The sequence below is a fragment of the Aestuariivirga sp. genome (assembly GCF_037139295.1).
GTDB lineage: Bacteria > Pseudomonadota > Alphaproteobacteria > Rhizobiales > Aestuariivirgaceae > Aestuariivirga.
The window spans coordinates 1-2,830 of the sequence record NZ_JBAXGR010000229.1; the positions used below are offsets into that span (position 1 = coordinate 1).

A 2,830-nucleotide genomic window follows, 5' to 3' on the forward strand; every position below is an offset into this window, starting at 1 on the left:
CACACGACCATTGCCTAATCATGCCAGGTTGCCCAGCTTCGCGCAATCGCCCTGATAGGCACCCAATACCATTCCGATTGCAATGCTCCGTGACGCATTATCGCCGTGTGCGCCCACCACAGCCACCCTTGACTGCCGGTGTAGCCTCACGAGTTGACTTTGTTCAACCCGTTTTCGAGGAGGCTTTTCATGGCGAGACAGCTCAATCAGGCTAAAACGAGTGAGTGGCACGAGCGGCTACGACGTTTTGAGGGGTGCGACGTAACAGTCGCGCGGTTCTGCGCCCGAGAGCGGGTGACGGAGCCAGCGTTCTGGTACTGGCGACGGAAGTGTGCCGACATTCGCACTGCCCCTAAATCATCGCCGCGAGCCTTCGCGCCGGTCGACATCATCGGCGGCCGATCGGTATCGCTCCGCTTCCCCGCAGGCGCCGTGCTCGAGCTCCCGGATGATCGGCCCGATCTCATTCGGGTTGCCATCGAAGCACTTTCAGGAGTGCCGCAGTCATGCTGAGCATCGCGCCGGCCCCGACGATCTATCTCCACACCGGCTCGACCGACATGCGGAAGAGTTTTGATGGCTTGTCGGGCATCATCCGTGGCATCTTTGACGCTGATCCGTGCGACGGCAGTCTGTTTCTGTTCGTCAACAAGCGACGTGACCGCATCAAAGCACTCTGGTGGGACGGCGATGGCTACGTCCTCTGGTACAAGCGACTCGAAGGAGGAACGTTTGAGACACTCGCATCGCGGAATGGTGAAGAGCGAGTGCGCATCGACTCGACCCAGCTCGCGATGATCCTCGGTGGTGTGCGTCTTGAGAGTGTGCGCCGACGCAAGCGCATGCATCGCGCAATCTGATTGAAGTTATCACTCGTTTGGCACGCGATTATTTTTTGCACGCGATCAAATCTGCTCTTGCAAAGAGTGATTTACTTTGCATGATGCAAGCATGTCATCAACGGCCGCATATCCAGACGACGTCGGGGCCTGCCAAAGGCTGCTCCGCGAGCGCGACGAAGTCATCGTGGAATGCCGTATAGCGATCGCAGCGCACGTCGCCCTCGTCGACCAACAGAGTCGGCAGCTCGAAGAGCAGAAGGCCGCGCTCGCGAAGGTCACGGCTGAACGAGACCTCGCTCTGCAGCGTGCCTTCCGCAAGAAGATCGAGCGGTATCTCAACGACCCAAAGCAGTTCGTCATCGACTTCGGCGATTCCCCTGACATCGTCGACGCGGCTGAAGGGATTGCCGATGCAGCCGAAGAACAGATCGGGAGCTACACGCGACGAAAGAAGAAAGATCGCAAGCCCCGCAATGAACAGCTACCGGCGCACCTGCCTCGCTACGAAGTGACGCTCGAAGTTCCAGAGGCTCAAAAGTTCTGCCCCGATCACGGTGAGCGCGATCTCATCGGCTACGATCGTCTCGAAACGCTCGAGATCATCCCGATTTCACTTCGCGTACGGGTCACCCTCGTCCCGAAACTCGCATGCCCAAAGTCTCCCCACTGTGGCGTGGTCGAAGCACCTCGGCCGGCCGGGCTCGTCGAAGGCAACAAGTTCGACACGAGTGTGGCCGCCGAGATTGCGGTCGCGAAGTACGGCTATCACCAGCCGATCTACCGCCAGCAGGATCTCTTTGCGTCGTGCGGCTGGACACCCTCCCGAAGCACGCTCCTCAATATCCAGCAGGCTGCGGCGAATCTCATTCGTCCGTTTATCGAGCACCTCCGGGAGGTGGTGCGGGCCGGACCGATTATCGCCACCGATGACACGACGGTCACCCTCGTCGTGCAAGAATCACCGCTCTTATCCGCCCCCGATAATCCAAAGAACGTCCGCGCCCGCGAGGTGATCGCGGAAGCGCAGGCGGAGCATCGTGGCAGTATTACAGCGCGGATGTGGGCGTACCGGAGCATCACTCAGCCGATCAACGTCTTCGACTTCACCGTGAGCCGGCACAGAGACGGTCCAGAGCTGTTCCTCGGCGGCTTCACCGGCAGCCTCATGGCGGATTGCTACTCGGGTTACGAGGCGGTCCGCACGCGAAGCGACGGAAAGATTACTCGTGCTGCGTGTGTCGCGCACGCTAGAAGGAAGGTCTTCGAAGCCAGGAGCAACTATCCGGTGCACGCGGCTGTGTTGTTGGCGATGTTCCAGGAGCTCTACGACATTGAAGACCGTGCGAAGGCCATGACAGCAGATGAGCGTCGTGCACTTCGGCAGGCCGAGGCACGGCCGATCTGGGAACGCATCGGAGGGTATCTGGTGAGCGATGCGGTCTCGGGAGTAATGCCGAAGGAGTCATTCGGCAAGGCAGTCACCTACCTACGGAATCAGTTTGAGCACCTGCGCGTGTATCTCGCTGATGGCCTCATGCCGATTGACAACAACGAGACTGAGCAACTCATGAAGCAGGTTGCCTTGGGCAGAAAGAACTGGCTTTTTATCGGAAGTGTGGATGCGGGCTATCGCGCTGCCGATCTCATGACGCTCGTGAGCAGTGCGATTCGAAACGACCTCGATGTGTTCGCCTACGTGAAGGACGTGCTCGATAAGCTCTTGGCTGGCGAGACGGCCTATGAGGCCCTTCGACCCGATGGCTGGAAGCAATCGCACCCCGAGTCCATACGGACTTACAGGGTTGAGGAGCGGCTGGCACGCGCCGATGCAAAAATCGTCAAGCGAGCCAAGCGGCGGGCTGCCGCGAGCCACTGATCTGGCACGCTAAAGCAAAAAAAGCTCCGCGAGCCATATGGGCGTGGTGGGCGCACACCCTCGTAGACGATAGACGGGCCGGGGACGGGACTGCTTTGTGTTCCCGCGGTGT

Annotated in this window: 2 protein-coding genes; both read left to right on the forward strand. The window is 59.6% G+C overall.

Translation table 11 applies throughout. From position 1 onward, the window contains the following. Positions 1 to 506: 506 nt before the first annotated feature. Complete coding sequence (gene tnpB / locus WCJ41_RS21205) at positions 507 to 860, forward strand: IS66 family insertion sequence element accessory protein TnpB (protein ID WP_336907827.1); 354 nt, start codon at positions 507 to 509, stop codon at positions 858 to 860. Between the two features lie 91 nt (positions 861 to 951). Then, positions 952 to 2,718 carry an IS66 family transposase gene (locus WCJ41_RS21210; protein WP_336907828.1) on the forward strand — a complete coding sequence of 589 codons (1,767 nt, stop codon included), beginning with the start codon at positions 952 to 954 and terminating at the stop codon, positions 2,716 to 2,718. Positions 2,719 to 2,830: the final 112 nt, after the last annotated feature.